Annotated in this window: 21 protein-coding genes and 1 tRNA gene; 16 read left to right on the forward strand and 6 right to left on the reverse strand. The window is 56.0% G+C overall.

The features are described from left to right. Positions 1 to 97: 97 nt before the first annotated feature. Entirely contained in the window at positions 98 to 901 is an 804-nt protein-coding gene (locus ACXAET_RS04700) for an enoyl-CoA hydratase (protein WP_475187091.1), read from the reverse strand. A gap of 39 nt (positions 902 to 940) precedes the next feature. Here ACXAET_RS04700 and ACXAET_RS04705 point away from each other — a divergent pair, with 39 nt between their 5' ends. Continuing rightward, a complete protein-coding gene (locus ACXAET_RS04705; protein ID WP_475181864.1) occupies positions 941 to 1,384 on the forward strand; it encodes a PaaI family thioesterase in 444 nt (147 codons plus the stop codon). 56 nt (positions 1,385 to 1,440) lie between these two features. Here ACXAET_RS04705 and ACXAET_RS04710 read toward each other — a convergent pair whose 3' ends face one another. Continuing rightward, the gene (locus ACXAET_RS04710) at positions 1,441 to 1,668 is read right to left on the reverse strand and encodes a DUF1127 domain-containing protein (RefSeq protein ID WP_475181868.1); all 228 of its coding nucleotides are present in this window, start codon (positions 1,666 to 1,668) and stop codon (positions 1,441 to 1,443) included. A 100-nt stretch (positions 1,669 to 1,768) separates the two neighbouring features. Here ACXAET_RS04710 and ACXAET_RS04715 point away from each other — a divergent pair, with 100 nt between their 5' ends. The 3 genes from ACXAET_RS04715 to rpsI all read left to right on the forward strand — a co-directional run bounded on the left by ACXAET_RS04715 (position 1,769) and on the right by rpsI (position 4,286). Next, a complete protein-coding gene (locus tag ACXAET_RS04715; RefSeq protein ID WP_475181870.1) occupies positions 1,769 to 3,172 on the forward strand; it encodes an aminotransferase-like domain-containing protein in 1,404 nt (467 codons plus the stop codon). A gap of 163 nt (positions 3,173 to 3,335) precedes the next feature. Further along, positions 3,336 to 3,794 carry a 50S ribosomal protein L13 gene (gene rplM / locus ACXAET_RS04720; RefSeq protein ID WP_039536983.1) on the forward strand — a complete coding sequence of 153 codons (459 nt, stop codon included), beginning with the start codon at positions 3,336 to 3,338 and terminating at the stop codon, positions 3,792 to 3,794. Positions 3,795 to 3,800: 6 nt separating this feature from the next. Further along, positions 3,801 to 4,286: a 30S ribosomal protein S9 gene (rpsI, locus tag ACXAET_RS04725; RefSeq protein WP_039535473.1), complete on the forward strand. Its 486-nt coding sequence runs from the start codon at positions 3,801 to 3,803 to the stop codon at positions 4,284 to 4,286. A 181-nt stretch (positions 4,287 to 4,467) separates the two neighbouring features. Here rpsI and ACXAET_RS04730 read toward each other — a convergent pair whose 3' ends face one another. From ACXAET_RS04730 to ACXAET_RS04740, 3 genes are all read right to left on the reverse strand, one after another. Next, positions 4,468 to 5,496: an alcohol dehydrogenase catalytic domain-containing protein gene (locus ACXAET_RS04730; protein ID WP_475181874.1), complete on the reverse strand. Its 1,029-nt coding sequence runs from the start codon at positions 5,494 to 5,496 to the stop codon at positions 4,468 to 4,470. 223 nt (positions 5,497 to 5,719) lie between these two features. Beyond that, entirely contained in the window at positions 5,720 to 6,232 is a 513-nt protein-coding gene (locus ACXAET_RS04735; protein ID WP_475181878.1) for a hypothetical protein, read from the reverse strand. Positions 6,233 to 6,440: 208 nt separating this feature from the next. Continuing rightward, positions 6,441 to 6,530 (reverse strand) — tRNA-Ser (locus tag ACXAET_RS04740). Between the two features lie 123 nt (positions 6,531 to 6,653). Between ACXAET_RS04740 and ACXAET_RS04745 the strand changes: the two genes are divergently transcribed. The 8 genes from ACXAET_RS04745 (at position 6,654) to ACXAET_RS04780 (ending at position 13,656) form a co-directional block, all read left to right on the forward strand. Further along, entirely contained in the window at positions 6,654 to 7,496 is an 843-nt protein-coding gene (locus ACXAET_RS04745) for a DUF2059 domain-containing protein (protein ID WP_475181880.1), read from the forward strand. Then, a complete protein-coding gene (locus ACXAET_RS04750) occupies positions 7,496 to 8,296 on the forward strand; it encodes a DUF2059 domain-containing protein (protein WP_475181884.1) in 801 nt (266 codons plus the stop codon). The genes ACXAET_RS04745 and ACXAET_RS04750 overlap by 1 nt, the downstream gene beginning before the upstream one ends. 207 nt (positions 8,297 to 8,503) lie before the next feature. Continuing rightward, on the forward strand, positions 8,504 to 9,115 hold the full coding sequence (locus tag ACXAET_RS04755) for a 50S ribosomal protein L21 (RefSeq protein ID WP_475181887.1): 612 nt from the start codon (positions 8,504 to 8,506) through the stop codon (positions 9,113 to 9,115). 11 nt (positions 9,116 to 9,126) lie between these two features. Continuing rightward, the gene (gene rpmA, locus ACXAET_RS04760; protein ID WP_010440093.1) at positions 9,127 to 9,396 is read left to right on the forward strand and encodes a 50S ribosomal protein L27; all 270 of its coding nucleotides are present in this window, start codon (positions 9,127 to 9,129) and stop codon (positions 9,394 to 9,396) included. A 248-nt stretch (positions 9,397 to 9,644) separates the two neighbouring features. After that, positions 9,645 to 10,181 (forward strand): GNAT family N-acetyltransferase, encoded by a 537-nt coding sequence (locus ACXAET_RS04765; protein ID WP_475181891.1) that lies wholly within the window; start codon positions 9,645 to 9,647, stop codon positions 10,179 to 10,181. Between the two features lie 37 nt (positions 10,182 to 10,218). Continuing rightward, on the forward strand, positions 10,219 to 11,253 hold the full coding sequence (obgE, locus tag ACXAET_RS04770) for a GTPase ObgE (protein WP_475181892.1): 1,035 nt from the start codon (positions 10,219 to 10,221) through the stop codon (positions 11,251 to 11,253). Next, complete coding sequence (proB, locus tag ACXAET_RS04775) at positions 11,241 to 12,347, forward strand: glutamate 5-kinase (protein ID WP_475181895.1); 1,107 nt, start codon at positions 11,241 to 11,243, stop codon at positions 12,345 to 12,347. The genes obgE and proB overlap by 13 nt, the downstream gene beginning before the upstream one ends. A gap of 46 nt (positions 12,348 to 12,393) precedes the next feature. After that, positions 12,394 to 13,656 (forward strand): glutamate-5-semialdehyde dehydrogenase, encoded by a 1,263-nt coding sequence (locus tag ACXAET_RS04780; protein WP_475187095.1) that lies wholly within the window; start codon positions 12,394 to 12,396, stop codon positions 13,654 to 13,656. Here ACXAET_RS04780 and ACXAET_RS04785 read toward each other — a convergent pair. Next, positions 13,653 to 14,249, reverse strand: a complete 597-nt coding sequence (locus ACXAET_RS04785) for a histidine phosphotransferase family protein (protein WP_475181898.1) — start codon at positions 14,247 to 14,249, stop codon at positions 13,653 to 13,655. The two genes, ACXAET_RS04780 and ACXAET_RS04785, sit on opposite strands and share 4 nt — an antisense overlap. A gap of 42 nt (positions 14,250 to 14,291) precedes the next feature. On the opposite strand from ACXAET_RS04785, the gene ACXAET_RS04790 reads away from it, so the two are divergent. The 4 genes from ACXAET_RS04790 (at position 14,292) to rpsB (ending at position 17,138) form a co-directional block, all read left to right on the forward strand. Next, the gene (locus ACXAET_RS04790) at positions 14,292 to 14,474 is read left to right on the forward strand and encodes a DUF3553 domain-containing protein (RefSeq protein ID WP_475181902.1); all 183 of its coding nucleotides are present in this window, start codon (positions 14,292 to 14,294) and stop codon (positions 14,472 to 14,474) included. A 98-nt stretch (positions 14,475 to 14,572) separates the two neighbouring features. Beyond that, positions 14,573 to 15,340, forward strand: coding sequence for an L-ornithine N(alpha)-acyltransferase (gene olsB, locus ACXAET_RS04795; protein WP_475181905.1), 768 nt, complete (start codon positions 14,573 to 14,575; stop codon positions 15,338 to 15,340). Further along, positions 15,315 to 16,166 (forward strand): lyso-ornithine lipid O-acyltransferase, encoded by an 852-nt coding sequence (gene olsA / locus ACXAET_RS04800; protein WP_475181906.1) that lies wholly within the window; start codon positions 15,315 to 15,317, stop codon positions 16,164 to 16,166. Before olsB ends, olsA begins: the two co-directional genes overlap by 26 nt. Positions 16,167 to 16,337: 171 nt before the next feature. After that, positions 16,338 to 17,138, forward strand: a complete 801-nt coding sequence (rpsB, locus tag ACXAET_RS04805; protein WP_475181909.1) for a 30S ribosomal protein S2 — start codon at positions 16,338 to 16,340, stop codon at positions 17,136 to 17,138. Positions 17,139 to 17,162: the final 24 nt, after the last annotated feature.

The raw sequence follows: 17,162 nt of genomic DNA on the forward strand, positions 1-17,162 counted from the left end.
TCCAGAGCCTAAGCTCTGTCCCAGCATTGCCACAGTGTCGCCCTTTTGAAAAGTGCTAAATTGCGAACAATGCTAAAAATTGTTGACAATAATCGCCTTATTGATGCCAGTTTGGCGGCCTTTTTTCGATAAATGCAGAAATGCCTTCTTCGGTATCACGGTGCAGCATATTCTGAGCCATTACGTCTCCGGTGTAATCGTAGGCTTGTTCAATCGGCATTTCTAACTGCTGATAAAAGGCCTGCTTCCCGATCTTGACGGCGGAACCCAGCTTGTCCGCAAGCTGACTTGCAAGCGTCGCAGTTTCATGCTCCAGCAGCATTTCCGGCACGACACGATTGACCAAGCCCAATTCCGCGGCAGTTTCGGCTGAAATGAACTCACCAGTTGTCAACATCTCGAACGCTCGTTTGCGAGGAATGTTGCGACTGAGCGCAACCATTGGGGTCGAACAGAACAGGCCGATATTCACGCCATTCACACCAAACCGCGTCCCTTCGGCGGCAACTGCCAGATCACACGTGGCGACCAATTGGCATCCCGCAGCCGTCGCGATGCCATGGACCTGCGCGATGACCGGCTGGGGCAGGGATCGAATCGACAGCATCATGCGTGCGCATCTGCCGAACAAATCCTGAAAATAGGCCTTGCCACCGTCCTCGGCCTGACGACCTGCTGTCATTTGTTTAAGGTCATGGCCTGCGCAGAACGCCTTACCTTCCCCTTTTATGATCACTGCCCGTACAGAGGAATCACCGCTGAGAGCGTCAAACTCGGCCTGAAGAGCGGCAAGCATTTCGTCGCTCAGCGCATTCAACCGGTCAGGCGCGTTCAGCTTAAGGGTGGCGACCGCGCCAGTGTCGTTACGTTCCAGAATTGCCATCTTGCTCTCCGTTGCGATGTTGGCCAACTCTAGGTCGGCAAGTCGAGGAGGGAAAGCATGTCATTGGCAATGAGTCGGAACGATCTGTCGGAATATATGGCGCAGATATTTCCGCAGGTGCATCGGGATTTTGTCATTGAAGAGCTCCATGAAGACTCGATCGTGATGCGGCTGGTTGTCGAAGACAGACATCTGAGGCCAGGGGGGACAGTGTCGGGCCCGTCTATGTTCGGTTTGGCTGATGTGAGCGTGTATGCGTTGATCCTTGCGCGCAAAGGACGACTTTCTCTGGCTGTAACGACCAACAGTTCTTTAGATTTTCTGCGTAAACCCTTGGGTGGCAAGGATATGATCGCCCATTGCCGCATGCTGAAACTTGGTCGCAGTCTTGCCGTTGGGGACGTGCTTATGTTTTCCGAAGGGTCCGACAAGCCTGTCGCGCGGGCCACTATGACGTATTCGCTTCCGCCTGAAGGATCGGCCGCGGCTGCGTTTGGATAAAAAAAGGCCGGGCATTGCCCGGCCAGGAAGAGGTCCCATCGTGGGACTGGGGAAACTCAGCCCTGCCAGAATGGCCGGGTGTATTCCTTGCGTGCTTCATGCCGTGTCAGGCCAACATCCTTCAAAAGTCTGTCATCCAGTTTGGACAAATTGATCCGCGTGCGGCGTTGACGTTCCCATGTTGTGACAATCGCAGCAAACCGCACGGCCAGCGCGGCGATCAGCGGCAGTCGAGGACTGTCGTTCAGCAGCATGAGGGCGGGGTTGTGCATTGCGCGTGTCATATCGGGTATCCTTTCAAAATTGTATTGACACAAAGCTAATATGCTAAGTACATTGTGGTGATACATTCAGGATTGTGTCAAAAGCAAAGGAAGAATTGTAATGGATACAATTTGGCCCGAAGCACTGCCGGCATCTAAGGGACCAAAATACACACTGGTCGCTGACACCATCCGGAAGGCCATTGATAACAAGATGCTGGAGGTCGGAGCAAAACTTCCTCCGGTGCGAGAGTTGGCGTATCGGTTGAAGATCACTCCGGGAACTGTCGCGCGGGCTTATACCATTCTGACGGACGAAGGATTGCTACAAGCTGAGGTAGGGCGTGGTACATTCGTGGCTCCGCCAAAATCTCCGGTCTTGGATGATGTCTGGGCCCGTCAGCTTCACCTGCGCGATGACAAGAACAACGCCAGTGTCAGCCTGTTCAGCCCGCGTCTGGCAGATGTGGGGCAGGTGGCCTTGATCCGCGAGTGCTTGCAAAAGGTATCCAAAGCTGATCCTGGCCTATTCCTGAACTATCCAACCCGAGACGCTTATCAACCGATGCGGCAGATCGTGGTTGACTGGCTGTCAGACCTTCCTCTGGGTGCGCTCTCGCATGACGACATCGTTCTGACCCACGGCGGTCAGAACGGGCTGTGCCTTGTCTTTCAGACCATTTTGCACGGCCCCAAGCCCCTGATTCTGATCGAAGATCTGTCGTATGCCGGATTCCGCCGGGCCGGTGAGTTGATGCGGGCTGATGTTGTCGGTGTGAAAATGGATAAATGGGGCATTGATCCGACCGATATGGAGCGCGTTCTTCGCCAAACTCAGGCGCAAGCCGTCTGCGTTTCACCAGAAGTGCAGAACCCCACAGGGGTGCACACGCCACTTGAACGTCGACAAGAAATTGTGGAAGTGGCCCGCCGCTTTGACCTGCAGATTGTCGAGGATGATTGTTACCGCATGGGCGCCGCGCGCGCGCCGAGCTATCGCGCCCTTGCGCCCGAGCGGGGGTGGCATGTGACATCAATCTCAAAAACACTGACACCAGCGTTGCGGGTCGGTTTCGCCATCGCGCCGCGGGAAAGAAGTGGAGATTTGCGGCGTTCCGCCGAATATGGGTATTTCGGACTGGCCCAACCGCTGGCTGAGCTGACCCGCCTGTTGCTGTCCGACCCCAGAACGCGCCAGATAGCAAAGGACGTTCGTGCAAAGATGGGGGAATACGTCCGTGTCGCGGTCAATGCTTTGGGAGGATTTGAACTCAACTGGGCGCCGGATGTTCCTTTTGTTTGGCTTCATTTACCATCCGGTTGGCGCGCTGCCGCCTTCAGCCGTGCAGCCGAGCGTGAAGGGATTCAACTACGTTCAGCCGATGAGTTCGCCCTTCGTGACGGGCGCGCGCCAAATGCAGTACGCATCGCGATGAACGGGCATGTATCGCTGGACCGTTTCGAAGACGCGATGCAGCGACTGCGTAAGTTGCTGGATAATCCGCCAGAGCAAATCAGTGTCTGATTTTGGGGTAAAATGATACCTATTTTGTAAGCTATTGAAATAGAACATTTTTAAAGCGTCAAACGTTATTGACCTGCATCGCGCACGCCTCTAAATACGCTTCATCGAATTCGGGCCGCTCTGTCGTGGGGCGGTCTTTCACATCAAACAGGACTATCCTGCCATGAAAACCTTTTCTGCAACTCCTGCAGACATCGACAAGAAATGGATCCTGATCGACGCCGAGGGCGTTGTTCTGGGCCGTCTTGCTTCGATCGTCGCCATGCGCCTGCGTGGCAAGCACAAAGCGTCGTTCACCCCGAATATGGACATGGGCGACAACGTCATCGTGATCAACGCTGACAAAATCCAGATGACCGGCAAGAAGCGCGAAGAAAACTTCTACTGGCACACGGGCCACCCGGGCGGCATCAAGTCGCGCACCAAGCAGCAGATCCTCGAGGGCGCACACCCCGAGCGCGTCGTGACCCAAGCGGTCAAGCGCATGCTGCCGGGCAACCGTCTGGCACGTCAGCAGATGACCAACCTGCGCGTTTACGCCGGTGCCGAGCATCCTCATGAGGCGCAAGCGCCCGAAGTTCTGGACGTAAAGTCCATGAACAAGAAAAACACCCGGAGCTAATGACCGATGGCTGATCAGATCAATACTCTCGAAGAGCTGAGCGCCGTCGCAGGCGTTGAAACCGTGGCCGAAGAAGTCATCGTGCGTGAACCCGTACGTGACGAACTGGGCCGCTCCTACGCCACCGGCAAGCGTAAAGACGCTGTTGCCCGCGTTTGGATCAAGCCGGGTTCCGGCAAGGTCACCGTGAACGGCAAGGATCAGGACAAGTATTTTGCTCGTCCCGTTCTGCAGCTGATCCTGCGCCAACCGTTCCAGGTTGCCGGTGTAGAAGGTGAGTTCGACGTTGTTGCAACCGTCAAAGGCGGTGGCCTGACCGGTCAGGCCGGTGCGGTGAAGCACGGCATCTCGAAAGCGCTGCAACTGTACGATCCCAGCCTGCGTGGCGCACTGAAAGCCGCTGGCTTCCTGACCCGCGACAGCCGCGTTGTGGAACGTAAGAAATACGGTAAGCGCAAAGCCCGTCGTTCGTTCCAGTTCTCGAAGCGTTAATCGCAACGGGTTTCGAATTTCAAACGGTCGCAAGAAATTGCGGCCGTTTTTTTTGATTTGTGCGCGACCAACAAACCCTGGTTTTTGTGATCCTACGGGCGATTGTCATGCTTATCCCGCTTGCTTGCGGTTATCGCCGTGTGCGGGTCACAACCTCTGTGCCGGTATTGGGATGGTTCTGCTAAGGTGTGATAATCACCTTCCCACCGCTCTTTTTCAGCGCAGACGCGAGATTCGGCACCAAAGATTTCAGCGCGAGCCGTTCCGAAACATCTGTTTTCCATCGTCCATCCGCAAAGCGGGCTTGCACCTCGGCTACCACGCGCGCCTGATCTTCCGGCGGCGTGGATGTAACCCAGTTGGTCAGCCAGAACCCTTCGATCTGCTTTCCCATAAAGATCAATTGTCCACTCTGGGTCAGGGTCGGCGCTTCAGCGCTGAGTTTTCCATAGCAGATCCAGCGCGCTTGGTTGGGCATGGCGCAGAACACCTGTTCAGACAGTTGATCAACCACGGCATCCAGAAAAACACGGGGCTTCAGTTCTTTGCAAATCTGGCTGAAGTCCTGCAAAATGTTGGGGTGCGTTGTCACTAGCACTTCTGCCGCGCCAAGTTCTTTCAACGCTTCCACCGTTTCCGGTCGCCGGACCAGTGCAATTGGCTTCAGGCCAAGATCGCGGCCAAGGCTGCACATCAGTTTTCCCAATTGACTGGTGGCCGCGGAAAGAACGAACGCATCCCCGGATGCGCGCGCTATATCGACCATCGCCATTGCCGTCAGCGGGTTCACGATCTGTGCAGCACCGTCTTCGTCGGAAATCTCGGGGCGTAGGGGAATGCACATGATTGCCGGGGCCAACACGTATTCTGCCCATGCACCGGAACCTGCGGTAACAAAGGCGACGCGTTGATCCTGCAGCGCTTCGGCCCCTTTTCCGGTGGCCACAACATCGCCGCAGCCTTCAAACCCAGCAGCAGCGCCTTTGACGCGTGGTTGTCCATACTCACCCTTGATGAAATGAATATCGGACGGGTTGACCGAAGCCGCCCGCAGTTTGATCAGAACCTGCCCGGGGCCCGGTTCTGGTACGGGCAGCTCTGCCTCGGCCAGCCAGTCCCCAGCATCATCGATATACGGACCGGTGGGCGAGCCGGTGAAACCGTCGTGAAGCAATACGGTTGCGAACATACTGTGGGGTAGAGTGGTCATGCGTATTCCTTATTCTTGAAAAGATCATCTCGGCCAGTGAAATCCGGCCAGAGCAAACCATGATATCAGCGGTACAGCTTTTGAAGATATCTATTTACCCTCGGCTGGATCGCAACCAAACAAATGCAGTGTGGCACGTCAATCGACCCGCAGCTTGACGTTAGTGGAGCTGTCGCTGAGTCACGAGCATGGGGCCGAGCCAAAAGGCTCAGCCCTATTCGCCTTATTGCCCCGTCAAAAGGTCGCGAAGCTCTTGTAACTTAGCCGCTATCAACTCAGGCGACGCCTGTATGTCTTCGAGAATTTGAATAGCTTGTGTTTTCAGGTCCTGCGCAAGATCGCTTTCCTGAACCGAAGCGACGATGGCGTCATAGTCAAAGTTTTCAAGGGTTAGCGCGCCTTCCTCAATCCACGAATTCAACAGATCTTGACCTTGATTGGCGAGTGCAGCGACATCCTCACCGGCTTGGTTGACCAGATCAGTTGCTGACTGCCCGGCTTGGTCCGCCGCTTCTGTTGCCTGTTCAACTATGGAAGATGCGGCTTCATTAGTTTCCTCAGCTACGGTGTCGGCCGTTTCGCCAGCAGCGTCGGCCGTTTCGCTGACTGCCTCGCTTGCATCCTCAGTCGCAGCCTGGACTTGCTCAGCTGGGGTGGGGTCAGGTTGTGCTGCGAAATAGTAAACTCCGGCACCTATTGCTGCGATAAATACAACTACGAGAAGGGTGCGCGACATAACTCTCTCCTTTGAAAAATGTGCCTTAAAGCTACTGAAAAATAGCGATTGTCTCACCAGAAATCCCGAAGATTGTGTAAAACCCTGGGATTGGGCCAGGCTACGCCGATGTCTTGTGACCTCATGGCGATTTCATGCCGCCAGTACCGAGGCTGCGATGCGGCCGATCTTCGCAGGCCGTTGGACCGGTAAAGATAACTTTGAAAAGTGGCGGAGAGACAGGGATTCGAACCCTGGGTGGGCTTGCACCCACAACGGTTTTCGAGACCGCCCCGTTCGACCACTCCGGCACCTCTCCGCGGGGGTCTGTGAGGGGGGGATTTAGTGAGGAACGCGCAGGGGTGCAAGCAGAAAATTCCCGAATCTCATCATCACGGGATTTTCCATTGCCACAGGGATTAAATCACCTAGGCTCTGTGGTATGACCCATCTTCTTCGCCGCACCGCCCTGATTACTTCGTTCATACTTCTGACGTTCGCCTTGTTGCCCGCGCAGACCTTCGCCGCCGGGCGCGACCGGATAGAAGCGTTTCTGACCACAACAGGATTTGATGTGGCTTTGGAGAGCATTGCTTTGTCGTCCGCATCAGCGCCACAAATGCTCGGGATCGACCCCGACGGGTTCGGTTCCGATTGGAAGCGGCTAACCGAAGACGTGTTCAACGTCGATGACATGCATGAAACTGCCGTATCGATTTTGGAACAAACGCTAAGGGATGAGGCGCTGAACCACGCGGTTGAGTTTTATGCTTCGGATTTGGGTCAGCGGTTGGTCGAGGCGGAAAACGCATCCCACTTGCGCGAGGACGAAGACGCCAAGCAACAAGAGGGGCAGGAAATCGTAGCTGACCTTATCAAAGAGGGTTCAAGCCGGGTTGAAAACCTCAAACGCATGAACGCGGCAATTGATTCCAGCGGGACAGCCCTGCGCGCACTGCAGGAAATCCAATTGCGATTTCTGCTGGCCGCCAGCGCTTCGGGCGTGATCGACCTGCAATTGAGCGCAGATGAGCTACGCGAAATGATGCGACAGAACGAAACAGGCATGCGCCAAGCGTTGCAGATGTCTGCGCTTGCAGGAGCAGCCTACACCTATCAGGATTTTTCTGACGCGGATGTTGTCGCATATGCTGACGCCCTGGAGCAGCCATTGATGCAAGAGGTCTATGAGCTACTTAACGCCGTTCAGTATGAGATTATGGCGATGAAATTCGAAGATCTCGCTGCGCGGATGGCGGACTTACACCCGGCTCAGGATATCTGATGCGCCTGATTGCGGTCGTACTAACGTGTTTCGTATCAGCCTTTCCGCTGCAAGCGGAGGAAAGAGTTGACCGGTTGTTGCGTGCTTTGCAGCTGGACGAAGTCATCGACATCCTGCGCGACGAAGGTGAAATACTGGGGCAAAACCTGCAAGAGACGTTTCTGGACAATAAGGGCGGTCCGGTCTTTGTGGATCAGGTTGCCCGGATTTATGACGCCGACAAAATGCGCCTGTATGTCGAAGAGGTGTTTGATGACACGCTTTCTGACAAACAGCTGGACCAAGCAATCCTCTTCTTCGAAAGCGAGCTTGGACAGACCCTTGTGTCACTCGAACTATCGGCCCGTGTGGCGTTGTCGGACGAAACGATCGAAGAGATGGCGCAGGATAGCTACAAAAACGCGGACCGTGACGCGGATTTGTATCGGCTGGTGGATGAATACATTCAAGTCAACAATCTGATCGAAGAAAACGTTCAGAATTCGATAAGCGCAGACTACAATTTTTTCCGCGGACTAAACATTGGGGCAGGCCAGAACGAAGCGGAACTGCTGACGCAGCTTCTTGAACAAAAGGACGATACCACCGAAGAAACCCGCACCTGGCTTTATTCCTTTTTCCTGTTGGCCTACAAACCGCTGAGCGATGCGCAGATGCGCGAGAATATCGCGTTTTCGCGGACCGAGACGGGCAAGGCCGTCAATACAGCCCTTTTTGAGAGCTTTGATCAGATGTTCGATGCGATCTATTTTCAGTTGGGTGAGGCGGTGGCACAGGTACTCAAAGGGTCAGACCTCTAGGCCTGCATTTGTTGTTGACTTTCCTTCCCACAATATGGATAAGCGCGCATCCCGGCCGGTTTCTCCGCGCCGGGTATCGTTATTATTGACCCAACGGGCCTTCCCCGGGGTCTTCACACAGCCCGAAAAGGGCGCGCTGTTCGAGGTGGCGAAAGCCAAAACACCCAGCCGGGGACCACAGAACGCGGTTTGAAAAAGGAAAGACGCATGTTTGCGGTCCTCAAGACTGGCGGCAAGCAGTACAAGGTTCAGGCGGGCGATGTGCTCCGCGTTGAAAAACTGGCTGCCGATGCAGGTGAAAAAGTTCAATTCAACGATGTTCTGATGCTGGGCGGAGATGCTCCGGTTGTTGGTGCACCTTTCGTTGAAGGCGCAGGCGTTCAGGCCGAAGTGATCGAACAGATCAAAGGTGACAAGGTCATCAAGTTCGTCAAGCGCCGTCGTAAGCACAGCTCAAAGCGTACTGTTGGCCACCGTCAGAAGCTGACTCTGGTCAAAATCACCGACATCCTGTCGTCGGGCGCTGACAAGTCGGGCATCAAAGCTGCAACCGGGTCTGCTCCGGCTGGCGAAGCGGCACCGGCTGCAAAGCCTGCCAAGAAAGCAGAAGCCAAAGCAGAGGCACCCGCCGCTGCTGCCGCTGACGATCTGACTCAGTTGAACGGTGTCGGTCCCGCCGCTGCCAAAAAGCTGAATGAGGCCGGTATCGAGAGCTTTGCCGCTCTGGCCGCCTTGTCGGACGAGCAGATTGCTGCTATCGACACCATCAAAGTGAAGCCCGAATGGGTTGAGCAAGCCAAAGAGCTGGCTCAAGGCTAAGGAGAGAGAGAATGGCACATAAAAAAGCTGGCGGTTCCTCCCGTAACGGTCGCGACTCAGCAGGTCGTCGCCTTGGCGTGAAACTGTATGGTGGCCAAGCAGCCATCGCAGGCAACATCATCGTGCGTCAGCGCGGCACCAAGTTCTGGCCGGGCGAAGGCGTAGGGATGGGCAAAGATCACACCATCTTTGCTACTGTTGATGGCGCCGTGAAGTTCCACAAGGGACTAAAGAACCGCACCTTTATTTCGGTCCTGCCAGTGGCGGAGGCCGCAGAGTAAGCCGAAGCCCAGAAGGTTTTTGAAAATTCATGGGGGACCGGCAGAAAGTGCCGGTCCCCTTTCTCGTTTTAACGCAGTTTTGAAGTATCGCCCTGATGACCTGTTCAGCAAGTTACATACCTGTCCGTTTAAACGGCCTAGTTACACGCGCTGCTTATGACCGTCAGGCAACAGATATCCAATGTAGGCGCAGATAAGATTTAATTTCGCGTCAGAATTTACGTTGTGTTCGGAGGAGGAACGCACAGATGAAACTGGAGACAATCATCAACCAGCCGGTCATAGAAACCGAACGGTTCGACCTTCGCCCGTTGCGTCGGTCGGATATGGGTCTCATCGAACATTATGCCGGTGATGAGCGCGTGGCGCGTATGACCACGTCGATCCCGCATCCCTTGCCGCCCGGCTCGATTGAGGCCTTTGTGACCCGTTCCATGGCCGAGGATCGCGAAGAGGACGTATGGGTGATGGATGCCACCAAAGATGGCGGACCCGAGTTGATCGGCCTGATCTCGTTGACGCGGTTAGATCGCAATCAGACCGAAGTGGGGTATTGGGTGGCCCCGCTTTATTGGAACTCGGGCATTGCGTCGCTGGCAGTAGAGACGTTGGTCAACGCAAATCCGCTGGGGAACGCCACCATGTTCGCCAGCGTGTTACAGGATAATCCGGCCTCGGCCCGTGTTCTGACACATTGCGGGTTCCAGTATCTTGGCGATGCCGAAAGCTATTCCGTTGCGCGCGACGCAAATGTACCCACCTGGACGTATAGTAAAAAACTCTGACTTGTGGCCGATGGGGCCTTTGCAGTAGGGGACAGTCATGAAATTTCTCGATCTTGCAAAGGTCTACATCCGGTCCGGGGCCGGTGGTAGCGGCTGCGTCAGCTTCCGGCGCGAAAAATACATCGAATACGGCGGACCCGATGGCGGGGACGGCGGCAAAGGTGGCTCGGTCTGGGTTGAGGTCGTGGATGGGCTGAACACCCTGATCGATTTTCGCTATCAGCAGCATTTCTTCGCCAAAAACGGCCAGCCGGGGCGCGGGCAGCAGCGAACAGGTAAGGATGGTGATGACATCGTTCTGCGCGTGCCTGTAGGCACCGAGATCCTGGACGAGGACGAAGAAACGGTCATCTGCGATCTGACCGAGGTGGGTCAGAGGTTTCTGCTGGCCCAGGGTGGCAATGGCGGCTTTGGAAACCTGCACTTTAAGTCGGCCACCAACCAGGCACCGCGCCGGGCCAATCCTGGGCAAGCTGGGGTTGAGCGCACGATCTGGCTGCGGCTGAAACTGATTGCAGATGTGGGCTTGCTTGGCATGCCCAACGCGGGCAAGTCGACCTTTCTGGCCGCCACATCGAACGCACGCCCGAAGATTGCCGATTATCCTTTCACAACCCTGCACCCCAATCTCGGCGTTGTCGGTGTCGACAATGTCGAATTCGTGGTGGCCGACATCCCCGGCCTGATCGAAGGCGCGCATGAGGGCAGGGGTATCGGCGATCGGTTTCTTGGCCACGTCGAACGCTGCGCCGTTCTGCTACATCTTGTTGACGGAACGTCCCAGACGGTTGCCGAAGACTACCGAACTATCATTCACGAGCTTGAGGCCTATGGCGGCGAATTGGCCGAAAAGCCCCGGATTACGGTGCTAAACAAGGTCGACGCGCTGGACGACGAAGAACGCGACCTTACCAAAGCTGAATTGGAAGAGGCGGTGGGCGGCCCGGTGATGACCATGTCAGGTGTGGCCCATCTCGGTGTAACCGACGTGCTGCGAGCCTTGCGCGCGCAGATTGACGAGAACCGCTTACGGCAAAAGCCCGCTGAGGAGGCGAGGACGTGGCAACCCTGACCTCTGCCAAACGACTGGTGGTCAAAATCGGGTCTGCTTTGCTGGTGGATCGGAGCTCGGGTTTATTGCGATCGGACTGGCTGCATTCCTTGGCGCAAGACGTGGCTTGGCTGAAGGGGCAGGGCACGGATGTCATTCTGGTTTCTTCCGGCTCAATTGCCTTGGGGCGCGGGGTCCTGGGTTTACCGATGGAAACATTGGCGCTCGAAAAATCTCAGGCCGCGGCGGCTGTTGGACAAATCCGATTGGCGCGCGCTTATGAAGAGGCACTGACACCACATAACATCAAGACTGGGCAAGTTTTGGTCACGCTCGAAGATAGCACCGACCGTCGCAGATACCTGAACTCGCGCGCGACGCTGGAAACACTGCTCAGCTTGGGCGTGGTTCCAATTGTCAACGAAAACGACACGGTGGCGACCGATGAGATCCGCTATGGTGACAATGACCGGTTGGCGGCACAGATCGCAGTCACGGTGGGCGCGGATCAGCTCATCTTGTTATCAGACGTGGATGGATTCTATACTGGAAATCCGAATGAGGACAGTTCGGCCACACGTTTCGACGTGATCGAAAAAATCACCCCGGAGATTGAAAATATGGCAGGGGACGCCGGATCGGGCTTGTCCAAAGGCGGGATGAAGACCAAGCTGCTGGCGGCCAAGATGGCGACGGCTGCAGGATGTGATATGGCGATTACCGAAGGATCGCCCCTGAACCCTCTGAAGACGCTTGAGAATGGGGCAAATTGCACGTGGTTCACGGCGACGTTGGACCCGCATGCGGCGCGGAAACGCTGGATTTCTGCGATGAAGCCACGCGGTGAAATCGTGGTTGACGCCGGTGCCGCCCGTGCGCTTGGTAATGGGAAAAGTTTGCTTCCCGCTGGCATCGTTGAAGTGACCGGAGATTTTGGCCGCGGTGATCCGGTGGCTATTCTGGATCCGGTAGCCCGCCGTTTGGCGCAAGGTCTCAGCCGATATACCGCGCAAGAAGCAGACGCAATCAAGGGGCGCAAGTCTTCGGAAATTGAGGCCATTCTAGGATATCCAGGACGGGCGGTCCTGATCCACCGAGATGATTTGGCGCTGTAGAAGCGCGATGAAAAAACACCACGCACATGATCAAAGGGCACATGAGATGAAGGATTTCGACAGCATTCCCACACTGATGGCCGATCTCGGAAAACGCGCAAAGGCGGCTTCGGCGGAATTGGCCTTTGCCAGTGCCGAACGTAAGCACGCAGCGCTGATCGCTGCTGCAGATGCAGTTTGGACCAACCGGGCCGACATCATCGCGGCAAACAAGAAAGACCTTGAGTTCGGTCGCGAGAAAGGTCTGAGCCCGGCGATGATGGATCGCTTGATGTTGGACGAGGCCCGCATTCAGGGCATGGTTGACGGGCTGCGCACTGTCGCAGACCAAGCTGACCCTGTGGGCGAAGTGCTTACGGAGTGGGATATGCCGTCGGGCCTGAACATCCAGCGTCTGCGCACTCCTTTAGGCGTGATTGGTGTGATCTATGAAAGCCGTCCAAATGTCACTGCGGACGCAGGTGCGCTGTGCCTGAAATCCGGCAATGCGGTGATCCTGCGGGGCGGGTCGGAAAGCTTTCATTCCTCAGGTGCCATTCACGCCTGTCTTGTTGAGGGGCTAAAGGCCGCCAATCTGCCCGAAGATGCCATCCAGTTGGTCCCAACCCGGGACCGTGCCGCCGTTCAGGAGCTTTTGACTTTAACGGATTATGTTGACGTTATCGTGCCGCGCGGGGGCAAGGGACTGGTCGGCCTGGTTCAGCGCGAAGCCCGCGTTCCCGTCTTTGCCCATCTTGAAGGCATTGTGCATATCTACATCGACAAAGCTGCTGATCCTAAGAAAACGCTGGATGTCGTCCTAAACGCCAAAACCCGACGTACGGGTATCTGCGGTGCAGCGGAGTGTCTGTTGATCCACGAAGACGTGGCAAAAACGCTGGGCAGGGACGTCATTGCCGCGTTGCACGCAGCAGGTGTAGAAGTGCATGCCGAGGGCGATCTGGCCATCGATGGGACGCTTGCTGCCACCGAGGAGGATTGGGGCAAAGAATATCTCGATAGTATCATTGCGGCTAAACCCGTGGCCGATATCGACGCGGCCATTGCCCATATCCGTCAATATGGCTCAAACCACACCGACTGTATCATGACGGAAGACGCAGACGCTGCCGCGCGGTTCTTTGAGCGGCTGGACAGCGCGATTCTGATGCACAACGCATCGACGCAGTTCGCCGATGGTGGCGAATTTGGTATGGGCGCCGAGATCGGAATCGCAACAGGAAAGATGCATGCGCGCGGTCCAGTGGGAGCGGCGCAACTGACCAGCTTCAAATATCTTGTTCGCGGAGAGGGAACGACACGGTCCTAAAACCGGATCTCCACTCGGGTTGAGGTGGTTTCGGCCACCACCCGCCGCCCCATTGAAGCGGCAGTCTCCGGCAGAAGAAGAAATTGCACCTGCGCTGGTGTCAGTTTGTTTGCGAACTGCCCCGTCGGCAAGTTTTTCCACAGGTCCGCCTCGACATTCAGTTTGTCAGCAGAACCGGTTATCGTCCAACCTTCATCCGCTTGTTCCACTGTGACCTCGCCGCCAAACGGCATCGCGCTTTCGCAGCACATCAAGGCGAGGAAGACTAGTTTGACCTGGTTGCGCGGGATCGCTTCGGTCAGGTGCCAATTCACGCGCAAGCGCCCTGCGCGTTCGATATCCCTCAGCAACTCTGATACTTCGGTGCGCCCCAGCGGATGAGCGCTGGCCGAACCAAACGCGACCCGAAAAAACCGTATGCGCGCGCCTGCACTGCCAACACTGCCCGAGATCAAATCCATCTCAGGGCCATGGATCGAGCCAACCATCTCAAGCAGTTCCAGCCCATTTGTGATCGCACCAATAGGGCTGATCAGATCGTGACAGATTCTTGAACCGATCAACTCCGCCAGGTTGACTGTGGTGTCGCTCATGCGTACCTCCTGATGTATCTGCCGCCGGACCTGGAGCCCATGATGACAGACCTGAATGCCATTCTTGCACCGGGCATGTTTGTCCGCCACCCCGATTTCCCCGATTGGGGCGTTGGACAGGTACAGTCTAACGTCGGCGGCAAGGTCACCGTGAACTTTCGCGACCAAGGGAAAGTGGTGATTGACGGAACGCGTATCGCTCTGATGCCTGTCTTTGATCCGTGAAACTGGTTTAGGAAAGGTTAACTTTCTCGCATATCTGCTTATGTTGCCATACCCCCGAGAGTTGAGGTATCAGCGCGCAAACAAAAACGGAACCACCAATGCCGGATGCGGGCCCATCCTTCACGATCAGACTTGCGGAAACAAAGGCTGAGCTGCGCGCGGCGCAGCGGCTGCGATATGACGTATTTGTCCGTGAATTAGGCGGTGGCGGAGAAATGGTCGACCACGCGGCTGAATTAGAACAGGACAAGTTCGATCCTTACTTTGACCACATGCTGGCGATCGACAACCATACCGGAAAGGTTGTCGGTGTTTACAGGCTGTTATCCGGCGAATGCGCTGCGAAGCTTGGGCAGTTTTACTCGGAAGACGAATACGATCTCAGCGTCCTCAAACAAAGCGGACGAAAGCTGCTAGAGTTGGGTCGGTCCTGTCTGCATCTCGACTATCGTGGCGGCACGGCAATGTACCATCTTTGGAACGGGCTTGCGGCCTATGTCAAAGAACGTGAGATTGAGGTTTTATTCGGTGTCGCCAGCTTTCATGGGACCGACGTCCAGAAACTGGCGCAGCCCCTGTCGATGTTGCACCACAACCACCTGGCACCCCCGGACCTTCGGGTAAGGGCGCAACCGGGGCAGTTTGAATCCATGGATCTTGTCGCGCCGCAAGATCTGGATCGTCGGGCCGCGATGGTGCAGGTGCCGGCTCTTATCAAAGCCTATCTGCGGCTTGGGGGATTCGTTGGTGAAGGTGCATTTATTGACCACAGCTTCAACACAACGGATGTGTGTCTGATCCTCGACACTGCCCGCATGAATACACGTCAACGGCGCATCTATGGCGGAGTCCAACGCAGTGAGTGAGCCGATCTGGAACAGCGAGGATGCGCCAGATTCGGTTGTCCTTGGTCCGGTGGGCTGGGTTTTGGTTGTCCTTCGAGGCGTGCCGTTGGCTTTGCTGGTGTTCGGTGGACTGGCCGTTCTTGTCCTCATTCGCCTTGTCGAGTACCCCCTATTCGGCGTGCGCCGTCCGATCACTCCGTTCATTTCACAATTCGTCTGTCGCAACGCGTTCCGGATTCTGGGAATCGGTTTTCGGACATCTGGCGAATTGATGCGGCAGCGCGGTGCCGTGGTGGCCAACCACACAAGTTGGCTGGACATCTTCGCGCTGAATGCGAGGAAGCGTGTTTATTTCGTCTCTAAAGCCGAGGTTGCAAAATGGCCCGTGATAGGTTGGCTGGCTCACGCAACTGGCACGGTTTTCATTGAGCGCGACCGTAAGAAAGCAAAGGAACAAACCAAAGTCTTCGAATCCCGCCTGAAGGCTGGCCACAAGCTTCTGTTTTTCCCGGAAGGAACGTCAACAGACGGACTGCGCGTTTTACCTTTTAAAACAACGCTCTTTGCGGCGTTCTTCGCAGACGAGTTGCGCGAGTTCATGTACGTGCAGCCGGTGACGGTTATTTTCCACGCTCCCAATGGCCAGCCTGAAAGGTTTTATGGCTGGTGGGGTGAGATGGATTTTGGTCCACATCTGATCAAAACGCTGGGGGCACGCCGACAGGGTAGCGTGGAACTGATTTATCACACCCCGGCCAAGGTTAGCGACTTTGAAGACCGCAAGGCACTGGCCGCGCATTGTGAAGAGGCGGTGCGCCACGCTCATAGCTTGGCACGGCTTGAGTAATACGGACGAATACCCCTTGCGCAACGACAAAACCTACCTTATACGCGCGCCATTCAAACCCGCAGGCGGGGTTTGGGCTTTTTGAGGGAGACATCCTCATCAAGACCGCCGGTTGGAGCATCTGCTTCTTTCACCCCCGCCCAGGCGCAAACCGGAAAAGGAAAATACCGCATGGCTCTTCCCGAGTTCTCCATGCGTCAGCTATTGGAAGCTGGCGTTCACTTTGGTCACCAGACACAGCGTTGGAATCCCCGCATGGGCCCGTTCATTTACGGCTCGCGCAATGGCATCCACATCATGGACCTGACCCAGACAGTTCCGATGTTGGATCAGGCGCTGCAAGCCGTTCGTGACACCGTTGCAAAAGGCGGCCGTGTTCTGTTCGTTGGCACCAAGCGTCAAGCCGCTGGCCCGATCGCGGAAGCGGCTGAAAAGTCGGCTCAGTACTACATGAACCACCGCTGGCTGGGCGGCACTCTGACCAACTGGAAAACCGTCTCCCAGTCGATCAACCGTCTGAACCAGATCGACGAAGCTATGGAATCCGGTGCCGAAGGTCTGACCAAGAAAGAGCGTCTGGGCATGGAACGTGACCAAGCCAAGCTGCAAGCTTCGCTGGGCGGTATCCGTGAAATGGGTGGCGTTCCTGACTTGCTGTTCGTCATCGACGTCAAAAAAGAAGCACTGGCCATTGCAGAAGCCAACAAGCTGGGTATCCCGGTTGTGGCTGTTGTTGACACCAACTGCTCACCCGACGGTGTTGATTACATCATCCCTGGCAACGACGACGCAGCCCGCGCGATCTCATTGTATTGCGATCTGGCTTCGCGCGCCGCCTTGGACGGTATGACTGCGCAAATGGGTGCAGCAGGCGTTGACCTTGGAGCATTCGAAGAAGCTCCGGTTGAAGAAGCCGTTGCTGACGAAGCCCCGGCGGATGAAGCCGCGTCGGAAGCCAAAGCCGAAGCGTAAGCTGCCCGTCACGTAAATGACATA

Source organism: Ruegeria sp. AWH4_226 (genome assembly GCF_056159225.1).

Excerpts from the sequence above, each read along its gene's own strand:
- ACXAET_RS04790 (WP_475181902.1), top strand. The coding sequence starts at position 14,292 with ATGACAGACCTGAATGCCATTCTTGCACCGGGCATGTTTGTCCGCCAC.
- ACXAET_RS04735 (WP_475181878.1), bottom strand. The coding sequence starts at position 6,232 with ATGTCGCGCACCCTTCTCGTAGTTGTATTTATCGCAGCAATAGGTGCC.
- ACXAET_RS04715 (WP_475181870.1), top strand. The coding sequence starts at position 1,769 with ATGGATACAATTTGGCCCGAAGCACTGCCGGCATCTAAGGGACCAAAA.
- ACXAET_RS04745 (WP_475181880.1), top strand. The coding sequence starts at position 6,654 with ATGACCCATCTTCTTCGCCGCACCGCCCTGATTACTTCGTTCATACTT.
- ACXAET_RS04730 (WP_475181874.1), bottom strand. The coding sequence starts at position 5,496 with ATGACCACTCTACCCCACAGTATGTTCGCAACCGTATTGCTTCACGAC.
- ACXAET_RS04780 (WP_475187095.1), top strand. The coding sequence starts at position 12,394 with ATGAAGGATTTCGACAGCATTCCCACACTGATGGCCGATCTCGGAAAA.
- rpmA (WP_010440093.1), top strand. The coding sequence starts at position 9,127 with ATGGCACATAAAAAAGCTGGCGGTTCCTCCCGTAACGGTCGCGACTCA.
- obgE (WP_475181892.1), top strand. The coding sequence starts at position 10,219 with ATGAAATTTCTCGATCTTGCAAAGGTCTACATCCGGTCCGGGGCCGGT.
- ACXAET_RS04755 (WP_475181887.1), top strand. The coding sequence starts at position 8,504 with ATGTTTGCGGTCCTCAAGACTGGCGGCAAGCAGTACAAGGTTCAGGCG.
- ACXAET_RS04750 (WP_475181884.1), top strand. The coding sequence starts at position 7,496 with ATGCGCCTGATTGCGGTCGTACTAACGTGTTTCGTATCAGCCTTTCCG.
- ACXAET_RS04710 (WP_475181868.1), bottom strand. The coding sequence starts at position 1,668 with ATGACACGCGCAATGCACAACCCCGCCCTCATGCTGCTGAACGACAGT.
- ACXAET_RS04705 (WP_475181864.1), top strand. The coding sequence starts at position 941 with ATGTCATTGGCAATGAGTCGGAACGATCTGTCGGAATATATGGCGCAG.
- ACXAET_RS04785 (WP_475181898.1), bottom strand. The coding sequence starts at position 14,249 with ATGAGCGACACCACAGTCAACCTGGCGGAGTTGATCGGTTCAAGAATC.
- rpsB (WP_475181909.1), top strand. The coding sequence starts at position 16,338 with ATGGCTCTTCCCGAGTTCTCCATGCGTCAGCTATTGGAAGCTGGCGTT.
- ACXAET_RS04765 (WP_475181891.1), top strand. The coding sequence starts at position 9,645 with ATGAAACTGGAGACAATCATCAACCAGCCGGTCATAGAAACCGAACGG.
- olsA (WP_475181906.1), top strand. The coding sequence starts at position 15,315 with ATGGCGGAGTCCAACGCAGTGAGTGAGCCGATCTGGAACAGCGAGGAT.
- rpsI (WP_039535473.1), top strand. The coding sequence starts at position 3,801 with ATGGCTGATCAGATCAATACTCTCGAAGAGCTGAGCGCCGTCGCAGGC.
- rplM (WP_039536983.1), top strand. The coding sequence starts at position 3,336 with ATGAAAACCTTTTCTGCAACTCCTGCAGACATCGACAAGAAATGGATC.
- olsB (WP_475181905.1), top strand. The coding sequence starts at position 14,573 with ATGCCGGATGCGGGCCCATCCTTCACGATCAGACTTGCGGAAACAAAG.